Here is a 26,870-nt window from a genome sequence, read left to right as displayed (position 1 = left end):
CAATTTGTTCAAACGGCTCAGCGCTGAACTGGGTCTTTTTGTGTGAACCGGGAGTTTACTTTTGATCTGGCCGGCTACAATATACTTAATTCGAGAGTTTGGGAGGGACTTCTATGCATACCAAAGAACAAGCATTCCAAGCTGCAGGCAACCGTACACTTATTCAACGTGAAGCACTCCATCATGTTCCCCACAGCAACTGGGCGTATCTCTATGACAAGGATACCTTCCATCTGCGTGTCCGGACAGGGAAAGGGAATGTCAACCAGGTCTTTGCTCTCACGGGCGACAAATATGATTGGGAGCATTATCATGAGGAGCACAGGATGCACAAAATAGCATCCGACCAGGTTTTTGATTATTGGGAAACGGCTGTGAAGCCGGAAAACAAGCGTTTCTCTTACGCCTTTCGCATGCAGGCAGGAGACGAAACCCTCTGGATGACGGAAACCGGATTTTTTACAGAACTGCCAGCACCACCCGATGGTTACTATGAAAGACCTTATATCCATGAGATCGACCTGTTCAAAGCCCCCGATTGGGCCAAGTCAGCCGTATTCTATCAGATCATGCCGGACCGTTTTGCCAATGGGGATCCCGGAAATGATCCGGTGAATGTGGCGGCATGGGGAGATACGCCCACAGCTGAAAGCTTTTTTGGAGGCGATCTGCAAGGGATTATAGATCATCTTGATTATTTGGCCCGGCTCGGAATTACAGCTATTTACCTGACGCCTATCTTCGAAGCGCCAAGTAATCATAAGTATGACACTACCGATTACAGAAAGGTTGATCCGGGTTTCGGTAATGTGGAGCTGCTTAAGAAGCTGGTGACAACCGCCCATGCCAAGGGGATCCGGGTGGTTCTTGACGCCGTATTTAACCATATCAGCGCACAATCCCCCCAATTCCAAAGTGTGATTGAGCATGGGGAACACTCGGAATATGCCGGCTGGTTTCATATTCATAATTTCCCTGTGAAGGTTACGGACGGAAAGCCCAATTATGATGCCTTTGGTTTTTTTGCGGACATGCCTAAGCTGAATACGGTGAACCCTGAGGCCCGGAAGTACCTGCTTGATACCGCCGGCTACTGGCTCAAGGAAGTGGGGATTGACGGCTGGAGACTGGATGTGGCCAACGAAATTGACCACACGTTCTGGAGGGACTTCCGTAAACTTGTCAAAGACATTAATCCGGAGGCATTTATTATTGGCGAGGTCTGGAGCGACTCCATGCGCTGGCTAAACGGAGATCAATTCGATTCCGTGATGAATTATCCGCTGGCCAGCCGTTTGATAGAATACCTCAACAACGGCGATATGGACGCCGGTCGTTTTGGCGAGCAGCTCGGGAATCTTCTGATGCGTTACCCTCAGCAAGCCAACGAGGTGCTGTTCAATCTGCTGGCCAGCCATGATACTCCGCGGATTCTCACACAGCTGGGCGGGGACCCGAGAAAGCTGAAGCTGGCCGCCGCCTTCCTGTTCACCTTTACGGGCACTCCCTGCATCTTCTACGGCGATGAAATCGGCCTTGAGGGTGAGGGTGATCCGGATTGCCGCAAATGTATGATCTGGGAGGAGGAGCGCCAGAACCGTGAGCTTTTCGAAAGCTATCAGTCTCTGATCCGGCTGCGGAAGGCGTTTCCGGCTTTGCAGACCGGCCGGTTCCGCATCCTGGCGGCTAATCCGCAGGAGCGTGCTTTCGTCTATGAACGGGTGGATGAGGATGCCCATTTCGTCATTTCACTGAATCCCTCGGAGCAGCCTGCCACCCTGCCCCTTCCTCTTAAGGGTCACTTCCAGGATGCCTTGAATGGGGAGAAGCTCATTCCTGCGGACGGACAGGCTGTGCTGGATCTTGCTCCATACAGCTACAGAATTCTGATCAAAACGGACGAAACCTAAGCTTGGATCAGCCCCATCTCAACCGGCGACAACGCGCGGGTATGATCCAGATAAATAAAAGCGTCATAACGTCTGGGGAGGGTTGAGGGTACATAATTGCCCCTCTCCCTTTCGGGATGGTAGACAACGCCAATGGCCCGATGACCGATGACCTTCTGGTTCAGGACAGTCTCTTCCTGGCTGAACAAGAGCAGCTTGTCCTCAGCCCCATCCCGGTGCAGGAGCTCCTCCCAGCTGTTTTTCATGGCTGGCGGCACCTGCATTATTTCTGGAGGAGCTCCCCAGGCTCTACCTGCAATTACCGTTCCCCGGTATGTTCCGAATCCCACCGCATAGACGGCGCTGCCATACTTTTCACGCAGCAGTTGTCCCACATTGACCATCTGCTCCTGCTCCATATCGGTTGCCCGGGCGTCACCGATATGTGTGTTATGCTCCCACACCACTGCCCGGGCCCCTTCACCATGAAACTCCATCAGCTTGTCCAAGGCCGCAACCATATGGCGGTCCCGGATATTCCACGAGCCGGAGTCGTGCCGGATCATCGTCCGGTAATACGATTCCGCTCCCTGTACCGTCATCGCATTAAGCTCAGCGCTTAAGGCATTTTCCCGGTCAGCCGGATGAGCGTCTTTCCATTCATCTTGAAGTTTGCTTAGCAGTGCTATGACTTCGTCCTCACAGCCCTCCCCATACAACGACGCTGAAATCCCGTACGACTGCTCGTCCCTGCCAAAGGGCTCGAAGCACTCAAAGGCCTGTTTTGCCGCTTCCAGGTCCGCACTCCCCTTGGACGAGAGATACTTGAGAATTTCGTCCATCGATTCCCACAGACTGTACATATCTATGCCGTAAAAGCCTACCTTCTCCCCGTCCGGGCGTCCTTCATTATAGCTGCGCAGCCACTCGGCCAATTCAAGAATTTCGCGGTTCGCCCACATCCAGGTGGGCCAGCGGGTATAATCGCTTAGTGCCGCCCGCGCATGGGGAGCAGCATCGGGGTAACCCTTAATATAACGGTTCAACGTGTAGCAGGAGGGCCAGTCGCCTTCTACTGCGATGAACCGGAAGCCTTCTTCCGTAATCAGCCGTTTGGTTATTTCGGCGCGTACGCTGTAGAACTCTGAAGTCCCATGAGAAGCTTCCCCCAACAGGACATAATTTGCGTTTTTAGCCTCAGCGGCCAGACTGTCCAATGCTTCAGGACGGCCAAAAGGCAACGCCAGCTTCCGGATCGCTTGCATAAGGGTTGAATCATCCATGTTCCTTCACTCCTTGAATATTTACTTATGTAAAATGAAAACCGCCAAGTCAGTAAGCTTGGCGGTCCTCATCTCTGTCTAGGGTCTAATAGCCTTGTCTGAAGCTATTGAACATTGGGAAGGGACAAAGCCTTATCTGCATTCTGGATATCCATTTGCAGTTGTTGTGCCGGATCGTAGGCATTGTAGAACCCATTATCGCTCATGTAATTAAACACACGTTCATGTAATCCTACAGCCTTGCCGAATTGTGCATTTAATGTACTTCTTACTTCCGGACTGGCGGACTCGGAGATGGCTGCCGCATAACTTTTCAGACCGCTTTTGCAGGCCATCAATAAATCAGTGGCAATGGCCTGATCTGTCATCGCGTTCATTCCTGTTAGGTTCTCTACAATTGGATTCATCTTCTGCCTCCTAAATTAGACGAGTAAAGATCTGATTTGCTGAATGTCTTCAATACCTCCGCGGATGTCTTCCTGAATGATTCCTTTCAGCCCCGCATCCGACACCAATGGCAGCATAGTCTGACTTTTGGTCAGACAATTTGTTTTGAAAGTAAGCAGCTCATGTAGCTCCAGCATTTCATGAACACCTAAACGGTTCGCCATGATATTCCCCTCCTTTCTCCCCCATTGTTATATCCCAAAGCCGAAATTATATTCACCGGAGCGGGAGATGCTCTACATAGCTGTCCGACCGTTTCAGGCGGTCCATAATAAGGTCATAGTCTGCCTTATAGGGTGTAATATCCTGAACCCGCTGATGGGTTCTAATCAAGGTGGCTTTCCCATCCTCAAAGCCTTTTTTACCGGGGATAAATAACACCTTGTCATTAAAAAACGAGCCTGCGGGCAGGTAATAGCGCATGCCGACAACATTATGCCCGGCGTTGACCAGATCCTGTCCAAAAGCCGTAAACCCCTCTTCCTTAAGATCCAGGCCCATTATATTGGCGATTGTCGGAAGAATGTCAATTTGTCCGCCGGTCTGGCCGATCGCTCTCCCGCTATGCTGTCCCGGCAGGTGGATCAAAAGCGGCACATTAAAGGTGCTGATATGCTTATGATAGGGAATGTTCAAGGCATCACTAATCTTTTGGGGATTGTACTTTTTCTTATTCAGCCCAAAATGGTCTCCATACACAACAAAAACACAGTTATCCCACAGACCGGTTTGTTTCAGCTTACCGATGAAGGTTCCCAGTGCATAGTCCGCATAATGAACGGCTGTAAGATAATCCCCGAGGGTTTTCCCGTGTAACGGGCCGTTCAGCTTCAGCCGCTTCCTGTCTTCCGGAATGGTATACGGAGAATGGCTGGAGACGGTCACAAACTGGGCATAGAACTTCTGGTTCTGCTTGGCCAGAGCAGTCAGCTTCTCGAACCCGACACGGTACAACTCCTCATCAGAAGCCCCGAACCGGTTAAACTTCTCTTTGCGGAAATAGGGCTGATCATAATAGGTATCAAACCCCAGTGCGGGGTACATCTGATTCCGGTCCCAGAAGCTTGCCTCATTCACATGGAAGGTATCCGCAATGTACCCCTGCTTATGCAGCAATCTTGCCAGGCTGGGCAGCTTCCGGTTTCCGTATTTCGATGACATGGGCACCGCACCCGCAGGGTAAATGGAGGTATTCGCTGTAAACTCGGCATCTGAAGTATTCCCGCGTCCGATTTGCTGAAACAGCTGGGGGAAATATAAGCTTTCCGACTTCAATGTATTCAGAACAGGAGTCAGCGGCTGGCCTTCAACCGATTGGTCCAGCAGGAAATTCTGGAAGGATTCCAGCTGAACCAGGATGAGATGGTATCCTTTTCCAACCCCATAATAAGCTTTGGGGCCATCATTCGGTTGGACAGCAAGCTGCTTCAGACTGGATGAAGGCAGCATCTTCCGGTAGGGATGCCATATCGCAATGATAATGCCCACGAGGAATACGGCCAAGATCTTACAGGTTCTCCGAATAGAGAATATACCCATCGCTTCGCCTCTCCTCTCCATCCTGATCGCTTAGCGTGCGCGCTGCCGCTGCAGCGGGTTGCTTCTGATTTTCCCGGACTTCATAGGCTTATCCTCCTTATTCCCGCCTTCGCTCGGCTTCACCGCGAACAACGTCAGCAATCCGCCGACTGTGCCGACAGCCGCCATCGTCCCGAACAGCACCCAGTGCCCCCGGGTCATCAAAAGCGAAACAACGGGCGGACCCAGTGCCACTCCAATAAACCGCATGCTGCTGTATAAAGAGGTAATGGTCCCCCGGTTTTCCTTCTCAATGCTTTCCGTAATCAACGCATCCATGCAGGGCAAAGCCACACCAATCCCGATTCCGCTTAGACTCAGAAACCCAACCATGAAAAAAATATTATTGTTGAAGCCGGTAATGACCATGGCTGCCGTCAGCAGCACCATGCCTCCAAAACCAAGCCATTTCATAAGCGCTTTGTTTTGGCCAATGATTTTGCCGCTGCCATAAGAGGCCAGACATAGCAAAGCCAGCGGAATCGCCAGCACAAAACCCTTGGAGGAACCGTGGAGATTGTATTTGGCCTCCAGGGTTTCGGATAAATAAAACAAGACCCCGAAGGTAACAAACATACAGATCCCGCCAATGGCGAAAATAGCATAGAGCCAGCGTCCCTTTTCATGCAAAATATCCTTGATTTCTCCTAAAAACCGGCGCAGCGCCTTCTTCTCCGGCTGCTCCTCAGCCTCCGGTTTCTTGACCAGGAACACAACCAGCCCAAATGAAATCAGACAAAGAATAGGAATTGCTATAAATGGGGCATACCACAGCACTGTGCCCAAATAAGCGCCCAGAATGGGGCTAAGCACCTTGCCAAAGGTATTGGAGGTCTCCACGACACCCAGGCCTTTGCTGACTTCCTTCTCATCCTTGAACAAATCCCCAATAAAAGGAATCACTATCGGGAAGGCTCCGGCAGCCCCGATCCCCTGGATGAAGCGCCCGGCCAATATGACCCAGTAAGCACTCACTCCATTCATAAACCACGCTGCGGCAACACAGCCGGCTCCGCCTATAGCCGCAATAATCAAGCTGGGCAGAATTACTTTTTTCCGCCCAAAACGGTCGGATAAGTACCCGGCAATCGGAATCATCAGTATTGCAATTAGTCCGTAGACGGTGATAATCATACTGACCTGAAAAGCGCTGATCCCTAGCTCATTGGAGATTTGCGGCAGAATGGGCAGCAGCATGGAGTTGCCCAGTGTCATGATCAGCGGGATGGAAGCCAGTGCCACCAGAGCCCCTTTCTTTCCCTTCATGGTAGAACCACCTTTGTCGTTATTCACATGTTGATATTGTGGTTTCTTCTGGACGATTTATACACGCATATCCAAGAGGGAAAATGTCCCTGCGGGCCCGGTGAGAGTATAAACATGAAGCTGCTAAGGGGAAGATATCCATAATCATTGCAAATCACTTCGAGGAGGTTTTTAATCTGTATTTCTATAAAGAAGGATTAATCAACAGTATTGCAGTAGATAAGCCGGACCCGGCAGCGGCCAAGGTCCTTCAGGAAATTCTGGGCGGGCATTACGGGGAAATGCGTACCATGATGCAGTATTTTTTTCAGAGCAGTAATTTTCGCGGGAAGGAGCTGCAGTTCCGGGATTTGCTGCGGGGCATTTTTATGGAAGAAATTGCCCATGTTGAGCTGGTGCAGCACACCATCAATCAATTGTTGAACGGATCAGGGAAAGATGAAGCCGGTAACGGCGGTGCAGACCAAGCCCCTTTGGACGAAGCGGTGAAACATGCCAATCCCCATCATTATATTGTGGGAGCGCAGGCTTCATTGCCTGTTGATGCGGCCGGCAACCCATGGCTTGGCAATTATGTATACAGCCACGGGAATCTCATCGGGGATCTGTTGAATAATGTTGTGCTGGAATCTACTGGTGTGCTGCAGAAAACACGGATTTATGAAATGAGCTCCAACAAAACCTTCCGTGAAACGCTCGCCTTCCTGATTGTGCGGGATAACGCCCACCAGAATGCCTTCGCCAAAGCGCTGGAGACACTCGGTGTTAATTGGGGCAGCATCTTCCCGGTTCCCAATTATGATATCAATAAATACCCGGAATGCCGCAAATTTGTGGACTTGGGATATCATAACGCCCAGTTTAATTTCAGCATGGAGCCGAACCGTATGGGCGAGATCTTCCAGGGAACCTCTCCAAGCCGCAGCAAAGGAACGCTCGAAGTGGTCCCTCCTCCAGTTGGATTTCCTGTGCCAATGATGCCGGAACTGGCTAATGAGCACAGCCCCGGATTGCATGATATGAATGTATAAAATACTAACTAAGGCCCCCGATTTTCCGGGGGTCTTCATTTTGTTGTCCTACAACCCTGCCTGGAAGAATAAGCTAACTACAGAATAGTAAAAGGAGGGCGGGGACTATTAATGTATTCATAGGGTATATCTTTTTGGGGCTGTCGCTTTCAGCTCCGATTGGTCCGATCAACGCAGCACAATTGGACAAGGGTATCCGGGGGGGCTTCCTGCATGCCTGGTTAGTTGGGCTTGGAGCCATAAGTGCAGATATCATTTATATGCTTCTGGTTTATTTTGGAGTCATCCATCTTCTGGATGCGCCGTTTGTCCGGGCTTTCTTATGGCTGTTTGGGTTCTTTGTGCTGGTGTATACAGGTGTGGAGAGCATTAAAAGTGCGGGCATGATTACGGCTTCGGAAATGAGAGACAGTGAAGCCTCCCACGCCAAATCTTATCTGGCAGGCTTCCTGATGTCTCTATTTAATCCGCTTTCCATCCTGTTCTGGCTGGGGATTTACGGCTCCATTCTCGCCAAAGCCGCGAACGAATATCCTCTTCAGCAGCTGCTAATCTACAGCGGTGCTATTATACTTGGAATTCTTCTCTGGGATGTATGCATGGCGGCAGCCTCCAGCGTGTTCCGCAAATTGCTGACGGCCCGGGTGCTTAAGGCGATCTCCGTGCTGTCCGGGCTTTCGCTGGTCGCCTTTGGCTTTTATTTTGGAGTACAAGCCATGCGGCTGCTGTTTTTCCATTAGAGCCTGCTCTTGCGCTTGAGGATGCCAATGATCCTGAACTTCGGTCCTCCTGCCAGCCCGTGATGCCGGGCCGTCTGTTCCTGTGCAGGGCTGTCTTCAGAAGAAGAGGCCCCGCTTTTATTGCGGACCTTATGAACAATGAGGTCAGTCCCTACAATCAACGCTACGAGCAGCAGGCTGATGTATAATCCAGGACGGCTGAGCTTGTGAAAAAGAGTCCCGGCAACCGCCAGCACGATCAGCACCAGCCCGGTCCAGCGTTTCAATCCGCTCCATTTCATTGGCTTCAGCAGCTTCCCTGATGACAGCAAAATAAAAGACCAGTTATACAAAAGCATTAGTCCTGCTGCCGTAGTGATATATTCATATACTTTCCCCGGGAGCAGTAGAGACATCACGATTGCGGCAATTAACCCGCCGGAAATGAGACACAGGGCGTACAGCGGATATTTTCCCTTCAGCTTCTTGGAGAACAGCCGGGGCGCATCGCCTTCCTGTGCCAAGGTAAGCATCATTGAGGTCACGGCATAGAGCGAAGCGGTCATCGTTGAAAATCCGGCGATGATCAGTACCCCGTTGAACAAATGCGGCACAAAGGCCAGATGATCACTGCTTAAGGCAAGGACAAACGGACTTTCTTTGGGGTTAAAAGCCCTTAATGGCACCATCGTTACCGCGAGGCCAATAGAGACGACATATACGGCAGTCAGCGTCAGCAGCATTACTTTTCCCGCCTTCGGGGCCTCCTCCGGTTTGTTCAGCCGGTTAGACATAATTCCCAGTACTTCAATGCCGCCATACGCGTAGAAGGCAAACAGAAATGCCGACCACAGGCCTATCCCACCGGCTGGAAACAATGCCTTAGCCGTAAGCGGAAGCTTAGGTGTATATTTGCCGCCCCCGATCCATCCCGCCAGCAAAGCCGCTGCCAAAACCATAAACATTAAGATGGCAGCTATCTTGATGACCGCCAGCACATTTTCGACACGGTCAAACCCTTTATTGCCGAAGAAGACAATCATCAGCCCCAGCAGGCCAAAGCCTGCTGCGAAGATCCACATAGGCACAGCCGGAAACCAGAACCGGGCAAAAATGGCCAGGGCGGTCAGCTGGCTTCCCATGATCAGCAGCTCCGAGAACCAGTACACCCAGCCGCTGGCAAAGCCCGCCCAGCTCCCAAAGGCCTTTTTGGCATAGGTACGGAAAGATCCCTGCTCCGGATGATCCGCCGTCATTCTGGATAAGGCGTCAAATACTACATAAGTGCCTGCGGCGGCAAGAATATACACCAGCAAAACCGCCGGTCCTCCAATGGAAATCGCCAGACTGGACCCCAGAAAATAACCGGTGCCAATGGTCCCCGCAACGCCCAGCAGACTTAGCTGCCACCATTTCAGTTTTTTGTCGTCTTTTGCCTTCCCTGAAGCTTTATCCAAATCCATTCATTCCTCACCTGTTTGGGATTTTAAATGTTCACCTTCCTTAGGCTTCCCACACCTGTTAATTTTCATTAACGGCCAGGCATTTAACATTACAATCCATGATGCTATGATGATGTACGGAAGGAGGAATAGCTCTCATGGACATTAGCCAATATGAGAACCTTGTGCCAAAGGTTTTTCTGTTCGTCGACCGCAAATGCTTTCCGGACTGGGAGATTGCCAGAAGCCCCATTGATTTCCATGATCTGACGTTCATCCTTGAAGGCCGTGCGGATTATTACATTAACGATCAGAAATTTACGATAGAGGCTGGCGACATGCTCTACGCGCCTTCGGGGTGCATACGCGAGGCCCAGACCTGCAAGCAATCTCCAATGCATTCCTATGCCTTTAATTTTTGCTGGGAAGGGCCGGATAATCAGGTGCAGCTGCCTTTCGATACCGTTACGAGGAACTGGAGGACCAAAGAAATTATGGACGATATCCGGGAATTCTCCCATGTGTGGATGGGCAAGCAGCCGCTCTACCGGATGAAGGCCCGGGCTATTTTCCAGCTGATCGTATACCGGCTGCTTAGCATCGCCCACCATCAGGAGGCACCGCTGGTTGATCCGCGAGTCCATAAAGTGATGGCCTATATCATGGATCACTATTCAGAGAACATAACCATTTCCGATCTGGCCGCCGGGGTCGGCCTGAATCCCGTATACCTGGGCAAGCTGTTCAAGCAGAACACCGGCCTGGCCTGCAAGGAATTCATGAACAAAGTGCGGGTAAACAATGCGGAGATGATTTTGTCGGCAGGCGGTTTCAATGTGTCGGAGGTCGCGGAGCATTGCGGGTATCATGATGTTGCCTATTTCAGCAATGTATTCAAAATGATAAAGGGCTATCCCCCGTCATCTGCGATGAAATAACGGAGGACACTCGGCAAAGCGAATATCTTCCGCTCTCCTACTGCTGCCCTGTATAGAAGCTCTCTTCAGGTCCGAGGTAAGAATATGGCAGCGGAGCAGCGGACAAAACCAGCTTTTGCAGAACCAGTCCGGCATCCAGGCCGTAGAAACGGAGGGTATGCAGCCCTTTGGCCAGCACATGGGAAGTGGCCGGGGTATGAATATTATCCATCACGGCCCGGCACCACGGTTCATGATCATGATTGCCTCCCTCATAGCCCATCGGCAGAGCGTCTGCAACCACCGGTGTTCCGTTATCCAGGCTTGCTGCATATTTCAATCCGCTGGCCGGTGAGAGATTATTCGTCGGGGCAATATAGGCCGTCAGGGTGTATTCCCCATCATCACGCACCAGAATCCGGTACTCCAGATAAGGTGCCTGCTCCGGCTGGGCAAAAGACACGCCGTCCGGGAACATTTTGACCGAGGATAACGTGCGTCCATAGTTCCCGATAACCTTCCACTCTACCCCGGACCTAGATACACGGCTTATGGCATGCTCCGCCTCTATGGACACGACTTGGTGGGCTTCAATAAAAGTCATCGGCGGCACATCCTGAAGGCTGGTCCAATCCACAGCCACCTGTACCTTCACGGCTGCTCCGGCGCTCGAAAGCGTAATTTCACCAGAAGCCGCCTCCTCCAGCTTATCCCAATCCACCGCTGCCTGAATGGTCGCTCCCGTGTCAACCCACCCCCGGGTTGGCTCCAGCTTGATCCAATCTTCGCTGCTCTCCGCGTGATACTCAAATCCCGCTTCTCCACCATTGCTGATCGTAATGTCATAAGTTTCTCTCAGCAGATTGGTAAAGGCCGGGAGGCTGGCCGTCCCTGATACATAACCTTGCTCTGTTCCCTCCACATCAACAATCATTAGCAGGTCCTTGACAGGGGTTATGGTGGCAACCTCCGGATATTTCCATCCTTCCGCATCCCAGTGGACATAGCCCACATGAGCCGAGCTCATCATACCCTGCCATTTACCTCCCGAGATGCCGGTATTATAGATCTGCTGCAGATGTTTATCCCGCTCGATGGCTTCTTTTGTCAGATTCGCATAGGTGTTGGCAAGTACGCTGCCCCTTTGTGCATATAGTCTGTTCAGTCCCGCAAAGATGTTCATTTTGACCACATTCGCTGAAGCTGCCGCAGGATAGTAGACGAGCTGATAATAGGCATCCTTATGCTGTTCGGCAATCAGCGTGTAAAAGGTATCCGCAGCCTGCTCAAGCTCTACCGCTTGCTTCAAGACCCGCCCGGCCTCATGGTAATGGAGCAGACTAAAGGTTGCGGGCGTGACGATTTCCGGTTTGCGCCTTCCGTTCATCCGGGTGTAGCCGGATAATATCTGTGCGATTCCTTCTACTGTATCCGGTTCCAGTGTATGGCCGAACTGCTGCTCCACCCACCGCTTGGTATACTCTCCGGTCCGGTTAGCCGCCCCCGTGCCCCAAGCCTCAAAGTCATAGGCCAAATCCAGAAAATAGGATACCGGCAGCTCCATCGGCTTCAAATCCCCGGCATTGACGATCCATACATCCCGGATGCCGTAATCGAACGCCATGGACATCTGTTCCCACACCTTCTCCAGCGGAATGGTATTTACCCATTCATAGGAAAACGGACCGCCATGGTAGTCAAAATGGTAGTACATGCCCCAGCCTGCACTACGGCGCTGCTCGTGGGCTGCCGGGATTTTGCGGAGATTGCCAAAATTGTCGTCCGCCAGCAGAATGATAACATCCTTTAAGACGTCCCAATCCTTCAGGCCCTCCACTCCGGCGGTGCCATACCAATACTTCTCCACTTCCTTATAGACAGCCAGAATTTGCGGCGCATGTTCAAGATTATATTTTCTCAGCAGTGTTTTTTGCGTCAGGATGATGTCCTTAAGCAGCTCAATATTCTCCCGGTCGGAGCCTTCCAGTGCAGAATCAGCCTCGCCCCGCATCCCGAGGGTAATCAGGTTGTGGAAAATCCCGTTGCGCTTGATTCCGTCTTCCCAAAAAGCGGTGATAGCCTCTTTGTTCCGGGCAAAGTCCCACAGGTTGCTTGTTCCGTACTGATGGTACACCTTTTGCCATTCACTGCCTGCCCGGAACAAGGGCTCATGATGGGAGGTGCCCATGATAATGCCGTATTCCTCAGCATGTCTGGCATTAGCCAACGGGCTGCTTTTGCCGTTCAGGCTGAACTCGGCGCTCCACATCGCAGGCCATACATAATTCCCCTTCAACCGGAGGACCAGCTCAAATACTTTGTCGTAAAACTCTTCATTGAAATCCCCAAACGTTTGGGTGACCCAAGAGCCAAGCGACGGCCAGTCGTCATTGAGAAAAATACCCCTGTATGTTACAGACGGCTCCTTGGAGGTTACATTCAGCAGGCTTGTAGAAATAGCCAGCAGCGGCTTCTTCTCCGGGACAACATCCGCCCAGTAGACCCAAGGGCTGACTCCGATCCTTTCCGAAATCGAATAGATACCGTAGATCGTCCCCCGTTTATCGCTGCCCGCAATAATGAGCGCCTGCTCCACTCCTGCCATAGGCCGTTCAACCACCTGAATCCGGTAGCATTCCCGTTTACCTTGAATCCCGGATACATCCAGGGTTCCATCTGCAATTAACCGGTCAATAAGCCCATTGCTGCCGATAGACCCGGCAATAACGGCCGTTCCATCCAGCTTACCGGGTTCTGTGCAGATGTCAGGCTGCGTACCAGTCACCAGGTGTACATCTGCTGCAAAAGATCCGGCCACCCGGCATAACCCGGCATAATCCTCCCCCTTGGGATCTATGTAAATTGGAGCAGCCTTTCCCGCCTTCACAAGTGTGAATTCCCGCAGCGGCACGGACTCCGGCTGTTCTACTTCAAGTGGCTGTCCCGTTTCGCGCGGGTTTCCCGGAGTCCCGACCCCCGTTGTATTCAAAGCGTGATTCGGTATCATTAATATATCTCCCCTTGGCATTGTTAATTTCGTGCTTTCAGGCACATTATAAAGGTAAGCGGTTTCAGCCTCCATGGGTAAACTAGCAACTTTTTGTAATTACTAAATAGAAATAAAAAACGGAGAAGCCCTCAACAATTGTTGTCAGGGTTTCTCCGTATGAGTGGATCAGATGTGGGGGCAGGGACAGGTAGACCGGATCGGCTTGTCTGGGATGGGCTACTCCGGAATGAGCTGCTCCGGGATAGGCTACTCCGGGATGGCTACTCCGGGATGGCTACTCCGGGATGGCTGGTCCGGAATGAGGTCGATCAGTTCCCTCCCCTGTCTAAATATCCATGTCCTTGCCTGTATAGTCCATGAACATGAACCGGCCTTGCGGAGCAGTGCGCTGCTCTATCAGGCTGATAATCCCCCCGGCGCTGCGGCGCGGGTCTGTGGGTGCCTCTGCGCCGCCCATGTCCGTATGCATCCAGCCGGGATGCACGCTGAGCACTTGTACGCCGCGTTCCTGCAAATATACATGCAGCTGCTGCGAGAACATATTCAGCGCCGTTTTGGAAATGGCATAGGGATAGTCACCAGGGTACGCATTCGAGATGCTCCCTGCTTCGGACGAGATATTGATGATTGAGCATTCGGGTTCCGTGAGGAGCGGCAAAAAATGCTTCACCACCCGCATCGGCCCGTACAAATTAATATCCATCGTAATCAGCATATCCTGCAGATCCAGCGCTTCAATCTGTGTGTCTCTGGCGGTCAGGACCGCTGCATTATTAATAACCGCGCCGAGCGTCCGCCCTTGCTCTTTCAACGCCGCGGCCAGCGAGGCAATTCCCGCTTCGTCCGTCACATCCAGTGCGGCTATGGTCAGCTTCGCTCCATGGACTGCAGCAAGCTGAGCCAATGCCTCCTGTCCCTGTTCAGGGTTCCGGACCCCGGCGATGACTCCATGCCCGCGGTCCAGCGCTTCGGCAGCCAGCTCAGCACCCAGCCCCCGCCCGGCACCGGTAATTAGAATATTCATAATGCATCCTCCTGTCTTTACATCTTCTAGTTGTTGTCGTTCTCCAGCAGTTCCACCAGTACCTTCAATTCCTTGAAAGTATCCATATAAGCATAACGCCCTCCGGTATACTCCCCCTTCTGCTGGAGCGGGAAGCCCTTGCCTTCGAGCAGCATGATCTTTTCCTTCATCCCTTCGACGGCAAATGCAATATGATGCGGTCCTTCCCCATGCTCATTCAGGTAATCGCGCCACGTGCTCGGCTGATGATCCGGTTCAATCAGCTCCAGCTGCAGGGAACCCATATCGAAAAAAGCGAGCTTCGCCCGCGCCTCCGTCTTCCCGCCGTTATACCGGGTCTGAGCAATATCTGCCGTATCCGTCACGACAATATCCGGCTTTTCCAGTCCAAAAAAGTCTGCATATGCCCTGCTAACCTTCTCAATGTCGTTCACCAGAATTCCAATCTGCGTAATCACATGATTGCCCAGCCACCCTGACATACATCATAACCTCCTTGTATTTGTATTCTGACCAGTCTACCATACCTATACAATGAAAAGGCTGTCAAGCCTGTGAGGGCGGCCGTTCGCGGGCAGATCAAAGGTATTTTCACCTCTCATTTTGCCCCGCGGGTCGTTTGCGGGCAGATCAGAGGTATTTTTACCTCTCATTTTGCTCCGCGGGTCGTTTGCGGGCAGATCAGAGGTATTTATACCTCTCATTTTGCCCCACGGGTCGTTTGCGGGCAGATCAGAGGTATTTATACCTCTCATTCTACCCTGCAGGCCGCTTCTAGGCAGATCAGAGGTATTTATACCTCTCATTCTGCCCTGCAGGCCGCTTCTAGGCAAATCAGAGGTATTTATACCTCTCATTTTGCCCCGCAGGCCGTTTGCGGCCAGCCAGCTCCTTGCGGCTCTCCGAAGCCCCCGCAATCTGGCCCGATTACAGTAACCCTACCATAACTCGTCCTCCATAAAAGAATGAATATATTCATACCGGCACACCCTATTGCTGCCAGGGGCAGGAACAGGCCGGAATTTTCCTTTTTCACATAAAGCGTTCATCTGTTTTTTGACTGTACGCGGATTCACTCCAAGCTCGTTTACGAGATCAACAGGCCGGATGAATCCGTTCCAACGTGCCGCTAACCGCAGTATGTCGCTCTCCAGTCTTGTATACGGGCGCTCCTGTCCTTCCGATTTCTTTAACAAACATGGAGCGAGCAAGGATTTGAGGAGAGAAATGGTCAGTTCCGGAGCCGACTCCAAATCATCATAGGGAACCGCGACCACACGATACCCGGAGATTTGCAGATAAGTTTCTCTATTTAACTCCTGACGGTATCGGGTACGGTCCGTATTTTGCACATGAGGCCCGTACCCCTTGATCTCAAAAGCAAACTTCACCTGTCCAGGCTTCCAGACAAAATCAACAAAATAAGGCCGGCCCCGCCAATCGTTCACTTCGAACTCCGGGTGCAGATCATCCATGTGACCAAAAACCGGCCACCAGACCCGCTCCACAAACATTTGCTCTCCATGCCGATGTCCGCGCTCCAGCCGGTCCAGACGTTCTCCACTTCTCCGGTTCTTATGATACTCCAGCCATTTATGGTGTTCTTCGGCAAATCCCATCTCAAGCTTCCCCCTTGGCACAAAAAAATCCCGCACCCCAAGAAGCCATGGGATACGGGACGTTCTTCGTCCGTTTTTCTAGATTATAGTGTGTGCAGTTCCCCTGCGTCAATGACATCATACACGATGGTGTTCATCCGCTCAGACTATAATGTGTACCCGCCAATCGTTCACTTCGAACTCCGGGTGCAGATTCTCCATCCGCTCACCGTTAAAATGTTGCCATCCCGGAGCAGAATATGGAAAATATTAGATTTTTTGTTTCGGTTAATTGACGTCCGGTTATTTAATGGAATGTCAACAATACACCAAGGGGTGAGGAGCGATGGACCTTAAAAGAAAATCACGCCTGATGCAGCAGTTTATTTTTGTCGGGCCAACTTCCCTGTTTTTCTTTGTGATTGTACTGATTCCATTCTTTTTGGGGCTTTATTACTCGTTTACCAGCTGGAACGGAATCTCACGGCATGTCGAGTGGACCGGGCTGCGGAACTATATTCATATTTTCACCAAGGACCCTTCCTTCCTGAATTCATTCTGGTTCACGGCCAAGTTCACTTTTTTCGGCCTGGTGCTGACGAATCTGCTTGGCTTCATGCTCGCCTATGTGCTGACCCGCAAGCTGTTTACGCGCAATGTGCTGCGAACGGTGTTTTTTGTCCCCCATGTCATTGGCGGCCTGCTGCTCGGGTTCATCTGGCAGTTTATCTTCGTTAGAGGCTTCGCCTCCGTGGGGCAGGCGACGGGCTTGTCCTTTTTTAATCTGCCTTGGCTTGGTACGGGAGCTACATCGTTTTGGGCTATTGTGATCGTTTTTGTCTGGCAAAATGCGGGTTATCTCATGGTGATCTACATTTCGGCCATCAACAACGTTCCGCAGAGCCTGATCGAAGCCTCCAAAGTGGACGGAGCCGGACGGATGCAAGCCTTGCGCCATGTTACCATTCCGCTGGTGATGCCGGCTGTAACCGTTTGCTTATTCCTGTCCATCTCCTGGTCCTTCAAGCTGTTCGACCTGAACCTGTCGCTGACCAAAGGCGGCCCCTTCAAAGCCACCGAGTCGGTCGCGCTCAATATTTACAACGAGGCTTACACAATCAGCAGGTTTGGGATGGGTTCGGCCAAAGCGATGGTTTTTTTCGTGATTGTTGCGATCATCTCGCTGCTCCAGGTTAGAGCGACCAAGAAAAGAGAGGTGGAGCTATAATGGAGACTACCGCCAAGAAATTCAATATTTCCCTGCTGCTGGCCGAACTGCTGATGATTCTGCTGGCTCTTGTATTTCTGGTTCCTTTCTATTTCCTGCTGGCCAATTCGGTTAAAAGCTACAGCGAAATTCTGTCGGATTCCGCCGCGCTGCCTTCCGTGTTCCAGTGGAACAACTACGCGGAAGCCTGGAAAGCTACTGATTTCCCGCATGCGTTCCTGAACTCTTTGGTGGTCACCGTAACCAGCAATGTGCTGCTGGCCTTCCTCTGCTCCATGTGTGCCTATAAAATGGTCCGCAACAATACCAGGTATAACCGCATGCTCTATGTGGCTCTCGTGGCGGCGATGGTCATTCCTTTTCAGGCAATCATGATCCCGCTGGTGCAGATCGTCAGCCGGCTGGGTGTGATGGATTCGACCGCCGGTCTGATTCTGGCCTACCTCGGTTTTGGTGCTCCCATGACCGTCTTTCTCTTCCATGGATTTGTGAAATCCGTCCCGATGGATATCGAGGAGGCCTCGCGGGTGGATGGAAGCAGCCCTTACGGCACCTTTTTCCGGATTGTGCTGCCGCTGATGCAGCCGATCATCGTGACCGTCATTATCCTGAACACCCTGTGGATCTGGAACGATTACCTGATGCCTTCTCTTATTCTGCAGGACCCGGCGCTCCGTACCATACCCATCGCCACTTACTCTTTCTTCGGGCAGTATACGAAGCAGTGGGATCTGGCGCTTCCGGGTCTTGTGCTCGGGATTACGCCGGTGGTTATCTTTTTCCTGCTGATGCAGAAGTATATTATTGAAGGCATTGCCCAAGGCTCTGTCAAGGGCTGAGAATAGCAGTAACTTTCAGGCAGAGAGGATGAATGAATATGAAAAAAAAACGTGGACTTCTCCTCGCCTGCTCCCTGCTGCTGGCTGTGCTGACAGCCGGCTGCGGACGCGGCACGGGCGAGGCAGGCGGAATCAAAACCGTGCGTATCTACCAGTTCAAGGTCGAAATATCCGAAGCGCTGGCTAAGCTGAAGACCGAATTCGAGAAGGAGCACCCGGACATCCGGCTGGAGATTCAGAGCGTCGGCGGCGGCAGCGACTACGGCGCCTCCCTGCGGGCGAAATTTTCTTCCGGGGATGAGCCGGATATCTTCACCATCGGGGGCAACAATGAACGCGATATGTGGCTGGAATACTTGGAGGACCTAAGCGGGGAAGCCTGGGCCAAGGATGTGAAGCCGCTGGCCGCTGAACAAATGACCGTAAACGGCAAACTGTACGGCATGCCGATGAATCTGGAAGGGTACGGCTTCATTTATAATAAAGATCTGTTCAAGCAAGCCGGAATTACCCAAAAGCCGCTCACATTGACCGCGCTGCGTGAGGCGGCCGAAAAGCTGAAGGCCGCAGGCTTCACCCCTTTTGCCAACGGGTATCAGGAATGGTTCGTGCTCGGCAACCACAATGTGAACGTAGCCTTCGCCCAGCAGCCCGATCCTGAAAGCTTCATCGCCGGTCTGACGGACGGCTCCAAGCGCTTCGCCGGAGATCCGGTTTTCTCCAAGTGGCTCAGCCTGCTGGACCTGACGGTGGAATACGGCAACAAGAACCCGCTCTCAACCGACTATAATACCCAGGTCACTATGGTGGCCAGCGGGGAAGCGGCGATGATGCAGCAGGGCAACTGGACCCAAGGCCAGATCGACGGTATTGACCCGGATCTGAATCTGGGCATCCTGCCGATGCCGATTGACGATACACCGGAAGACAACGACAAACTCTATGTAGGGGTGCCAAGCAATTGGGTCGTCAACAAGTTCTCCCCCGTCAAGGAGGAAGCCAAAGTCTTCCTCGACTGGCTGGTCACCTCAGAAACGGGCAAGAAGTACATCACGAAGGAATTCCAGTTCATTCCTGCGCTCGACAGCATTAAGGGTACCGAAGAGGATCTGGGTGCCCTTGGGTCGGAGGTATTGGAATATACAGATAAGGATCAGGCACTGACCTGGAACTGGTCGCGTCTGCCAAATGGCATGCCGCAGGAATTATCCAGCAGCATCCAGGGCTATCTCGGCGGCAAGCTGACCAAAGAAGGAATGCTGAAGGAGTTCCAGGTCAACTGGGATAATCTAAGTGTGCAGTAATGGAACGGCATGGAGAACGGGTCTATGTGCGTGCCGCTCAAGACTGACAGACGGAACCTTTGAACAGTGCTGCTTCCCCGGTTATTGATACCGGAGCGAAGTGATCTGTTTGGCCAGATATTGCGGCGAATACGGCATGTCATTCCGCAGCCAGGCGATAATTGTACCAATCAAGGCGGCGGAACCGTACCAGGTCGCAACATCCTTTTGTATAGTTACTTGGGAACTGTCGGCGGCACTCACCCTTCTCTCCACCCGTGCAGCAATCATATCCGCAATCAGGTTGAACAGGCGATCCGAAAAAATCGAGCTTCGTCTTGAGGTAAGCACCGTCTTGTAGAATCTCGCATTATCGGCAATATACTTAAGCAGGTTCTCAAGGACGGGCCAATCCTCATGTTCTCCCGCCACTGAAATCCCCGTATTCTCGCTGTTCACCACCTTAGTTATGTCCTCGACCATTTCATCCGCCATCTTTTCCAGCATATCCGGGATATCCTTATAATGAAGATAAAACGTAACCCGGTTGATTTTGGCCCGCTCTGCAATCCGGTTTACCGATATTTTCTGAACATTCATTTCTTCCATTAGTTCCACAACAGCATCTTTGAGCAATTCACGCGTCCGGAGTACACGGGGATCTGTACGGGGCGTTGTATTATTCATCCTGTTCTCTCCATTCTTTTACCTTTTTCAGATAGACTACATTTCCTTTAAATTTGTAGTTTTTCTGACTGAAATGCTACACAACTCTATCGATTGTAAACTAATATACACTTTCACGAAAATCGTTGCTTGCTTGCATGAAAATTTCATTTATAATCAACTTTATACATTGTAAACTATACAACACATTGTAAATTTAGTCTATGTTCGGCGATTTTGAAAGGATGGAGTGGAGTGAGTAACAAGACAGAAGCAATAAGCAGTTCCGTAAAAAAAGGCCCCATATTGTTCATTATGATTCTGGGCGCCTTTCTGGCGACCCTGAACCAGACGGTCATGAGCGTTGCCACGCCGGAACTAATGCATGATTTTAATATTACGGCTGCTACAGCGCAATGGCTGACCACCGGCTATATGCTCGTTAACGGGGTATTGATCCCGATTACGGCATTTCTGATGCAGCGGTTCACAACACGTGAGCTGTTCCAGAGCTCGATGTTTATATTTCTGGCCGGAACGGTCGTATCGGCCCTAGCGACCAGCTTCCCTGTTCTGCTGACCGGGCGAATGATTCAGGCTGCCGGCGCCGGGATTATTATGCCGCTGCTTACCAACGTCATCTTAACCCTTTTCCCCCGCGAAAAACGGGGAGCAGCCATGGGTATGGTCGGGTTAGCCATTATTTTTGCACCTGCAATCGGCCCTACATTGGCCGGATATATTCTGGAGCATTATTCATGGGAAACTATGTTTTACGGGATGCTCCCGCTGACGGCCATTGTAATTATCTGCGGATTTATCTATTTGAAGAATGTAGCGGAACGCTCATATCCAAAAATTGACCTGACCAGCGTCACCCTCTCCACCATCGGCTTCGGAACGTTGCTGTACGGCTTCAGCCGGGCGGCCAGCGCAGGATGGTCGAGCACAGAGGTAATCGTTACTCTGGCAGCAGGCGTCCTGTCACTCGGTTTGTTCACCTGGCGGCAGCTGGCTTCTTCCAGCCCGCTGCTTGATCTCCGGGTCTTCAAATACAACATGTTTTCGTTAACCACTATTATTAGTATCGCAGTTACGATCATCATGTATGCGGATATGATGCTCCTGCCTCTGTATCTGCAGAATGCCCGCGGCTATACAGCTATGGAGTCCGGGTTGCTGCTGCTTCCCGGCGCGCTTGTCATGGGGCTGCTGATGCCGGTCACCGGCAAGCTGTTCGACCGGTTCGGGGCCAAATGGCTTGCCGTCACTGGTCTGCTGATCACCATATTAACGACTCTGAGCTTTGTGAACCTGACAGACTCGACCAACTACACGTACCTGGTGCTGATGTCAACAGGCCGGCGGATCGGGATGGCATTGCTGCTCATGCCTATTCAGACCTTAGGTCTAAATCAATTGCCTTCCAAGCTGAATGCGCACGGAACAGCGATCTCCAATACGATCCGGCAAGTAGCCGGTGCCGTGGGCACTTCACTGCTCGTCACTGTGATGACCAGCCGGACCACAACACACTTGATGGATATGATGGCTGCAGGCGGAGCAAAAGGCTCCTCCAAGGAACATATGATTATGGAAGCTTCTATCCAGGGGATCAACGACGCCTATCTCGTCATTGTAGGTATCGGCATCGCCGGCTTGCTGCTGGCCTTCTTCATCAAACGGGTCGGGCAGGCTTCCGGGCAGGAGTCCGAAGCTCAGCTGAAACAGGCGATTGCCGAAAAAGTGTAAGCCAGGTAAATTAGCCCTTTGGACTATACAAAAAGAGATCAACGGTCAGAAGCCGTTGATCTCTTTTTTGAGTATTCTGTTATGGAGTTATTGTCCACTTCTGACGCATTTCATCTGTCCGGTACTCCTCTAAAATAAGCTTGGTGCCATCCCCGGATATGGCCAGAGCCAGCTGTTGATGAGCAGAGATAATGGCAGCCGAGCCATCCTCATTCTTACGGATGATCCACCGCTGATTATTATAGCCAAGATAAGTATAGAGCTGAATTGTATTCCGTCCCGTGTCCAGATCAAGCGCCTGGCCGGCGGTCGTGCGGATGGAGTAGGAGCCTGCTTCATCTCCTGTCGGCACAAACACCCATTTCTGATCCGCAGCTTCATTGGCATTCCGCACTTTAACAGCTTCGCCATTTGCCAGGCTGTCTGTATACAGGGATTTACCGGATGCAGTATTCACCAGGCTTGAGGTCATCAGGTCCGCCGGCTCTCCCCCGGTCACCTTTACATTCTGATAAGAGGCCTCCCCGCCAAAGACATGAAGCCCGAAATGGCCCTCTGCAAACGTTCCGTCCTTCAGGTCCATGATCTGCTGTCCTCCCATATGCACGATAATGCGCGGGCCTTCCGCTTGAATCTTAAGTTTGTAGGTTTGACCCGGCAGGATGAAGGCCGGAACCTTCGCCAGAACCTGCCGTTCCTCGAATCGCCCATCGATCTTGTAGAACAAGCGGACAGACTTCAGATTAGGGTCCAGATTCAAGTAGTAGCCGCTGCGCCCATCCCCGCTTGCGCGGAACAGAAGTGAGCCTGCCCCGCCGGCTTCGCCAAGCTTCATGTCGGCTTCATACGTAAAATTGCCCGCCTGCTCTTGGGCCATATCATTTGCGTCGCTGGAGTATTTTCCGTGAATCCCATCCCCTGTGACGATCCATGAAGCCATGGACAAGTCCTTGGTCCAGCCGCTGAGATTGGTATGAAATTCGCCGCCGTATACTTTGACCACCAGGCTGGCAGATGCCTTGCCGTTCGGGGTGGATACCGTAATGACGGCCTCTCCTGCTTTTTTTGCCTGAAGGGTTGCCTGGGAAAAGTCTGCTGTATGAATAGCTGCCACCTCTTCATCGCTCGACTTCCACTTCAGCGGGTGAACACCGCTGCCGGGCCCGTTCTCCACTGCCGCCTGCAGCGTCACGCTGTCCCCGGTCCCCAGTTCACGGTCAGCAGTATCCATCACAATCCGGGTGGCTGCACCGCTATCTGAATTCCATACCGGTCCCAGCTTATTCACTTTCAGAGATATCACCTTCACCATGCCGCCTTGGGAATAGAAGCTCATTGCCCTGCTGGCCGGGTCAGGAAAAATAACTTCCGAGAACACCACCTTGCCCCCATTGCCAAAAACCTCAACAGAGGATTCATCCACCAAAATCCGCAGCTTGATCCGCTTGTTCTCCGCTGTCATTGATGCTTCATGCCTTGTACTAAAAAGGCTGGAGAAATCCGTTATCCCGGAAGCGGACCGGTCAACAAATAGCTGGCTTTCACCCACCTTGTAGCCGACAACCGTCTTCTGTTCCGCCCCCTCGCGTACGTTAAACCCAAACTCTGTTGCGGAGCTGCCGTCCGGAATCTCCAGTTCGGCTTCAATTTCATACGCACCGGATACAAGACCTTTCAGCAGGTTGGGAGAAGAAGCACTGACCATCTTATCCGCTGTAGTGAACTGCCTGCTGCGCAGCTGCTCTATTTCCTTAACCGGACTCTGGGCGAGACGAGGCCCCTCATCGGTCATGACCAGGGTAACCTCTCTCGGAACCGTCAGCGCTCCCTTCCAGCCTGAAGTCGGGAAAGCAAACGGATAATCCCAGTTGGACATCCACGCCAGCATCACTCTGCGCCCATCCGGCATGTCCGAGAAAGACATGGAGGCATAATATTCCTTGCCAAAGTCTGTCCGCAAGACCTTACCAGCCGGGTTGTCATTCACGAATTTACCTTCAGCAGTCAAACTCCCCACAAAATATTCCGAGTCCGAACCTCCAGTTGCCGGATTCGCGCCCGTGCTGATCATAAGAACCCATTTCTTCTGCGACGTCCCCTGTACAGTCAGCGGGAACAAGTCAGGGCATTCCCATACACCGCCACGGACATAATTCCCATACCCCCAATTATCGGTCAACGTCCAGTCCAGTAAATTGGTTGAGGTGAAGAAACGGATATGATCGCCACCGGACACCACCATCACCCAGCGGTTATTCTCATCATCCCGGACCACCTTGGGATCGCGGAAATCCCAGCCGCCCGGATCTTCTCCGTTCTTGCCGGGGTTCTCAATCACAATTGGACGGTCCTTGGCATATTCCCATGTGCGCCCCTTATCCTTGCTGTAAGCCAGGCCAATCCGCTGGTTGCCGTTAGGACCATCCGGGTTATAGGAAGTATAATAGGCAATCAGGCCTTTTCCGCCCGAATCCGTGAACAGGCCTGATGCATTCGTTGCATCCGCTACAGCAGCCCCGGACCAGACATGCCCGTAATCATTCCATGGAAGTGCGACCGGCAGGCGTTTCCAGTTCAGCATATCCTTGCTGACGGCATGAGCCCATGTCCCTCCATCCTGATGGAAGAGATGGTATTCGCCTTCGAAATAGACCAGCCCGTTCGGGTCACTGGCGGAACCGCGGACCGGCGTATAATGATATTGGGGACGGAAAGTTTCATTATAATAACTGTCAGCATCCATAAGATAGGTTTCCTGAAAGTAAGCGTTTCCCGTTTTCACCACAAGACCGGCGTGTCCGGTTGAATACGCAGTATCTTTTATATCAATTGCGGCGGGTGTATAACCATCCAGGAACACTTGAATCCGGCTGCCAATTGCCTTGATTTCCACATGATGCTTTGCGCCGGTTCTGCTCGGATAAGTGTGCTCTGAGCTGGCAATTGCAGTTCCGTCCGCTTTTGTCAGCTTTACACGGACCTGGTTCCCTTCCTTGGCAAGGATAGCTTCATAGCCACGCACTCCATCGGCAGTGGAGCGGAAAGCCAGCGCTGCAACAGCATTGGAACCTAAAGAAATTGTTCCCTCATATACCAAATCAGCGGCTTGCCTGGTATAGATCCGCTGTGCTTTGCTTCCGTTTACAGAAGTACCTTTTTGCCCCCTGAGGTCAGGCTGCCACTGTCCTTTATTTACAAGCACTGTACCCAGGTTTCCTTTCAGATCACTTACCGTTATATTCTGGAACAGAGCAAAACCATCCCGCACATGGAGTCCAAGACGGCCGGAACGGTATGTACGGTCCTGAATCTCGATCACAGGCTTGTACTGATTCCCCCAATATACCTTCAGTGAGGTCCCTTCAGCTTTTACTTTGAGATGATAGATTTCCCCCTCCTTGAAGGAAACCTGACGTTCTTCGTATAATTTGCCCGCCCCGCCTGCCGCATCTTTTAAACGGATCACCCCGGACCCGGGTGCAAGCTGCAGCATATACGAATTCTTCCCGTCATCATTCGAACGGAAGATCAAGGAAGTATCCGCTTTCATTTCCTTGAGCATCACATCGGCTTCGTACAGAAAATCTTCTGCCACTGTTTCGGAAACAGCCATTACACTAGCCTGCGGATCGGATGTCAGCAAAAGCCCTTCTGCGGTATTCTCCATTCCGCCCTTTCCTTTGACTTGCCATCCCGTCAGATTCGTGTTTACATTGGCAGCGTTCTCAAAAATAGAAAGCCCCTCCTTATCCCGTTCCCCAGCGGCGTAAATGCCCGATGAAGCCATAACCATTCCTATAACCATCAGAATGCACAGTGCTGCTTGGAATTTTTTCTTCATCTATTAGCCTCCATTTCTCCTCTGCGAAATTTTTACCCTCTTATTAAAAAGCTGGCCAGTTACAGTTGCATAACTGGCCGGTTGCATATTGAATGGACGTGACTCCGGGAAATGTTTGGACATCCCCCTCCATCACTTATATCCCTTTTTCTAATTTTCAAGTTCAATCTATACAGACGCCTGGTTATTCCATGCGGCAAGCCCTAATGCCAGGGCGCCGTATAGTCCCGCCTGATGGCCAAGGCCCGGTGGAACAATATACTCATCCATATGATCTAAAATAGCACTTGAACGGACATAACCGTTCAGATTACGGAGCACAGCCTGCCGGATCAGCGGGAATAGCTGCAGCTGCTGCATTACGCCGCCGCCCAGAATAATTTTGTGTGGAGACAGCAGCAGAATGGCACTGGTTATGGACTGGGCAATATAAAAGGCTTCTATTTCCCAGGCGGCATGGTCCAGCGGCAGCTCGTGGCCCTTTTTGCCCCATCTGCCTTCAATGGCAGGACCCGCCGCCATTCCTTCGAGGCAGTCCCCATGGTAAGGACATATGCCTGCGAAATCATCTTCAGGATGCCGTCTGGTCAGTATATGCCCTCCCTCGGGATGTACAAGGCCATGAATGATTTTGCCTTCCGAATACACGCCAACACCGACACCGGTACCAACGGTATAGTACAGACAGCTGGACAATCCTTGCGCAGCTCCCCATTTGGCTTCGCCATATGCGGCTGCATTGACATCGGTATCCCAGCCGTACGGAACCGGAAAGGCACGCCGTAAAGTCCCCAGCAGATCGTAATTCGCCCACCCCGGCTTAGGGGTTGTTGTAACGCAGCCGTAAGTCGGACTCTCCGGGTTGATATCGATCGGACCAAAGGAGCCCACCCCGATCGTCTCTACCTGTTTGTCTTGAAAATATTCTATCACCTGAGGGAGGGTCTGATCCGGATGTTCGGTTGGAAGGCTCAGCCGGTCCAGAATATTCCCGTTTTCATCCCCGATCCCGCATACAAATTTGGTTCCGCCTGCTTCAATGGCTCCTATACGCATT

Annotated in this window: 21 protein-coding genes; 8 read left to right on the top strand and 13 right to left on the bottom strand. The window is 51.8% G+C overall.

The annotated features are described in order from the left end of the window. The first annotated feature begins 113 nt into the window (after positions 1 to 113). Positions 114 to 1,910 (top strand): alpha-glycosidase, encoded by a 1,797-nt coding sequence (locus BLQ82_RS22895; protein ID WP_425281039.1) that lies wholly within the window; start codon positions 114 to 116, stop codon positions 1,908 to 1,910. Here BLQ82_RS22895 and BLQ82_RS22890 read toward each other — a convergent pair. The 5 genes from BLQ82_RS22890 to bcbE all read right to left on the bottom strand — a co-directional run bounded on the left by BLQ82_RS22890 (position 1,907) and on the right by bcbE (position 6,463). After that, positions 1,907 to 3,172: an erythromycin esterase family protein gene (locus BLQ82_RS22890; protein ID WP_062520966.1), complete on the bottom strand. Its 1,266-nt coding sequence runs from the start codon at positions 3,170 to 3,172 to the stop codon at positions 1,907 to 1,909. The genes BLQ82_RS22895 and BLQ82_RS22890 overlap by 4 nt on opposite strands. A gap of 104 nt (positions 3,173 to 3,276) precedes the next feature. Beyond that, positions 3,277 to 3,579 (bottom strand): spore coat protein, encoded by a 303-nt coding sequence (locus BLQ82_RS22885; RefSeq protein ID WP_062520967.1) that lies wholly within the window; start codon positions 3,577 to 3,579, stop codon positions 3,277 to 3,279. Positions 3,580 to 3,594: 15 nt separating this feature from the next. Continuing rightward, on the bottom strand, positions 3,595 to 3,783 hold the full coding sequence (locus BLQ82_RS22880; RefSeq protein WP_062520968.1) for a hypothetical protein: 189 nt from the start codon (positions 3,781 to 3,783) through the stop codon (positions 3,595 to 3,597). 52 nt (positions 3,784 to 3,835) lie between these two features. Beyond that, positions 3,836 to 5,158, bottom strand: coding sequence for an LTA synthase family protein (locus BLQ82_RS22875; protein ID WP_062520969.1), 1,323 nt, complete (start codon positions 5,156 to 5,158; stop codon positions 3,836 to 3,838). 30 nt (positions 5,159 to 5,188) lie between these two features. After that, complete coding sequence (gene bcbE / locus BLQ82_RS22870) at positions 5,189 to 6,463, bottom strand: bacillibactin exporter BcbE (protein ID WP_062520971.1); 1,275 nt, start codon at positions 6,461 to 6,463, stop codon at positions 5,189 to 5,191. Between the two features lie 176 nt (positions 6,464 to 6,639). Between bcbE and BLQ82_RS22865 the strand changes: the two genes are divergently transcribed. Both BLQ82_RS22865 and BLQ82_RS22860 read left to right on the top strand, forming a co-directional pair. Continuing rightward, a complete protein-coding gene (locus tag BLQ82_RS22865; RefSeq protein ID WP_062520973.1) occupies positions 6,640 to 7,494 on the top strand; it encodes a manganese catalase family protein in 855 nt (284 codons plus the stop codon). A 107-nt stretch (positions 7,495 to 7,601) separates the two neighbouring features. After that, complete coding sequence (locus tag BLQ82_RS22860) at positions 7,602 to 8,234, top strand: LysE family transporter (protein ID WP_062520975.1); 633 nt, start codon at positions 7,602 to 7,604, stop codon at positions 8,232 to 8,234. Here the strand turns inward: BLQ82_RS22860 and BLQ82_RS22855 are convergent. Beyond that, positions 8,231 to 9,676 carry an amino acid permease gene (locus tag BLQ82_RS22855; protein ID WP_082722553.1) on the bottom strand — a complete coding sequence of 482 codons (1,446 nt, stop codon included), beginning with the start codon at positions 9,674 to 9,676 and terminating at the stop codon, positions 8,231 to 8,233. The two genes, BLQ82_RS22860 and BLQ82_RS22855, sit on opposite strands and share 4 nt — an antisense overlap. A 137-nt stretch (positions 9,677 to 9,813) precedes the next feature. Here BLQ82_RS22855 and BLQ82_RS22850 point away from each other — a divergent pair, with 137 nt between their 5' ends. Further along, a complete protein-coding gene (locus tag BLQ82_RS22850; protein ID WP_062520977.1) occupies positions 9,814 to 10,593 on the top strand; it encodes a helix-turn-helix transcriptional regulator in 780 nt (259 codons plus the stop codon). Positions 10,594 to 10,630: 37 nt separating this feature from the next. Here BLQ82_RS22850 and BLQ82_RS22845 read toward each other — a convergent pair whose 3' ends face one another. The 4 genes from BLQ82_RS22845 to BLQ82_RS22825 form a co-directional block, all read right to left on the bottom strand. Then, entirely contained in the window at positions 10,631 to 13,579 is a 2,949-nt protein-coding gene (locus tag BLQ82_RS22845; RefSeq protein ID WP_082722554.1) for a glycosyl hydrolase 115 family protein, read from the bottom strand. A gap of 328 nt (positions 13,580 to 13,907) precedes the next feature. Then, positions 13,908 to 14,606, bottom strand: a complete 699-nt coding sequence (locus BLQ82_RS22840) for an SDR family oxidoreductase (protein WP_062520979.1) — start codon at positions 14,604 to 14,606, stop codon at positions 13,908 to 13,910. A 26-nt stretch (positions 14,607 to 14,632) separates the two neighbouring features. Next, a complete protein-coding gene (locus BLQ82_RS22835) occupies positions 14,633 to 15,088 on the bottom strand; it encodes a VOC family protein (RefSeq protein WP_062520981.1) in 456 nt (151 codons plus the stop codon). A gap of 456 nt (positions 15,089 to 15,544) precedes the next feature. Beyond that, entirely contained in the window at positions 15,545 to 16,225 is a 681-nt protein-coding gene (locus BLQ82_RS22825; protein WP_062520985.1) for a hypothetical protein, read from the bottom strand. 325 nt (positions 16,226 to 16,550) lie between these two features. Between BLQ82_RS22825 and BLQ82_RS22820 the strand changes: the two genes are divergently transcribed. From BLQ82_RS22820 to BLQ82_RS22810, 3 genes are read left to right on the top strand one after another with little or no spacing between them, the layout of a single operon-like run. Beyond that, entirely contained in the window at positions 16,551 to 17,432 is an 882-nt protein-coding gene (locus BLQ82_RS22820; protein ID WP_062520989.1) for a carbohydrate ABC transporter permease, read from the top strand. After that, positions 17,432 to 18,271, top strand: a complete 840-nt coding sequence (locus BLQ82_RS22815) for a carbohydrate ABC transporter permease (RefSeq protein WP_062520992.1) — start codon at positions 17,432 to 17,434, stop codon at positions 18,269 to 18,271. The genes BLQ82_RS22820 and BLQ82_RS22815 overlap by 1 nt, the downstream gene beginning before the upstream one ends. Before the next feature lie 38 nt (positions 18,272 to 18,309). Next, the gene (locus BLQ82_RS22810) at positions 18,310 to 19,575 is read left to right on the top strand and encodes an ABC transporter substrate-binding protein (RefSeq protein WP_062520995.1); all 1,266 of its coding nucleotides are present in this window, start codon (positions 18,310 to 18,312) and stop codon (positions 19,573 to 19,575) included. Positions 19,576 to 19,656: 81 nt separating this feature from the next. On the opposite strand, the gene BLQ82_RS22805 is transcribed toward BLQ82_RS22810, so the two are convergent. Beyond that, positions 19,657 to 20,241 (bottom strand): TetR/AcrR family transcriptional regulator, encoded by a 585-nt coding sequence (locus BLQ82_RS22805; protein ID WP_062520997.1) that lies wholly within the window; start codon positions 20,239 to 20,241, stop codon positions 19,657 to 19,659. A 294-nt stretch (positions 20,242 to 20,535) separates the two neighbouring features. Here BLQ82_RS22805 and BLQ82_RS22800 point away from each other — a divergent pair, with 294 nt between their 5' ends. Next, positions 20,536 to 21,972: a DHA2 family efflux MFS transporter permease subunit gene (locus BLQ82_RS22800; protein WP_082722555.1), complete on the top strand. Its 1,437-nt coding sequence runs from the start codon at positions 20,536 to 20,538 to the stop codon at positions 21,970 to 21,972. A gap of 79 nt (positions 21,973 to 22,051) precedes the next feature. On the opposite strand, the gene BLQ82_RS22795 is transcribed toward BLQ82_RS22800, so the two are convergent. Together BLQ82_RS22795 and BLQ82_RS22790 are read right to left on the bottom strand one after the other, a co-directional pair. Then, positions 22,052 to 25,813 (bottom strand): GH32 C-terminal domain-containing protein, encoded by a 3,762-nt coding sequence (locus BLQ82_RS22795; RefSeq protein ID WP_062521001.1) that lies wholly within the window; start codon positions 25,811 to 25,813, stop codon positions 22,052 to 22,054. A gap of 168 nt (positions 25,814 to 25,981) precedes the next feature. Further along, positions 25,982 to 26,869: an ROK family protein gene (locus tag BLQ82_RS22790; RefSeq protein ID WP_062521003.1), complete on the bottom strand. Its 888-nt coding sequence runs from the start codon at positions 26,867 to 26,869 to the stop codon at positions 25,982 to 25,984. Between the last annotated feature and the right edge of the window lies 1 nt (position 26,870).

It is taken from the genome of Paenibacillus jilunlii, from assembly GCF_900102965.1.
Classification (GTDB): domain Bacteria; phylum Bacillota; class Bacilli; order Paenibacillales; family Paenibacillaceae; genus Paenibacillus_AQ; species Paenibacillus_AQ jilunlii.
Note: the sequence above shows the minus strand (reverse complement) of the source record. Positions and strands in the feature narration are given on the sequence as shown.